This is a genomic window from Streptomyces sp. a15 (assembly GCF_059026085.1).
Window position 1 is genome coordinate 1 of sequence record NZ_JBWLKM010000262.1, and the last position, 782, is coordinate 782.

Genomic DNA, 782 nt, shown 5'->3' on the forward strand with positions numbered 1-782 from the left:
ATCGCCGACGTGACCGCCGCGCTGAAGGGCGTCCGGCGCATCTACTTCAGCATGAGCCTGTCGCCGTACTACACCGACGCCGTCAGCCTGATGGCCGCGGCGGCACGGGCCCAGGGCGACATCGAGGTGTTCGTCAACATCTCCGAGTACGAGCAGTCGTTCATGACCTTCGACAAGATGACCGCGCCGGAGGAAGAACGGCGCGCGTGGCTCGGTGGCCTCATCGCGAACTGGTCGCCGCAGCAGCGGGCTCACTGGGTTGCCGAGCAGGTGCTGGAGTGGTCCGGCCTCCCGACCGTCAACGTGCGGGGGGCCATGTTCGTCGAGAACCCCCTGATGACCTGGCTGGCGCTGGAGCCGCTGGCCAGGGGTGAACTCCGCCTGCCCTTCGCTGACCACCGGCTCGCGCCCATCGCGGGTTACGACGTGGCGGAGCTCTGCGTGAAAATCCTGACCGACCCGGCGCCGCACATCTCCAAGTCCTACGACCTCACCGGTCCGGAGCTGAAGGACATGCACGGGTTCGCGGAGGACTTCGCGGCCGTGCTGGGACGCGAGGTGGTCTACGTTCCCGAAGACGTCGAAACCTGGAACGAAACCTACGTCGACCCCGCCCTGGGGGCGCTCCCGCACACCGCCGAGCACCTGAAGACCCTGACCCGGCTGATGGGCGGCGGCGGATACCGCGGCACCACCGACCAGCTGGAAACCCTGCTCGGACGCCCGCCGAAGACCGTGCGGTGGGCGCTGGAGAACCATCCGCGCATCCGAAAGCTGGCGGC

Annotated in this window: 1 protein-coding gene; it reads left to right on the forward strand. The window is 68.2% G+C overall.

Annotated elements, in window-relative coordinates; translation table 11 throughout:
- A partial coding sequence (locus AC5P09_RS52025; protein ID WP_493880640.1) for a Rossmann-fold NAD(P)-binding domain-containing protein occupies positions 1–782 on the forward strand: 782 nt, incomplete at both ends.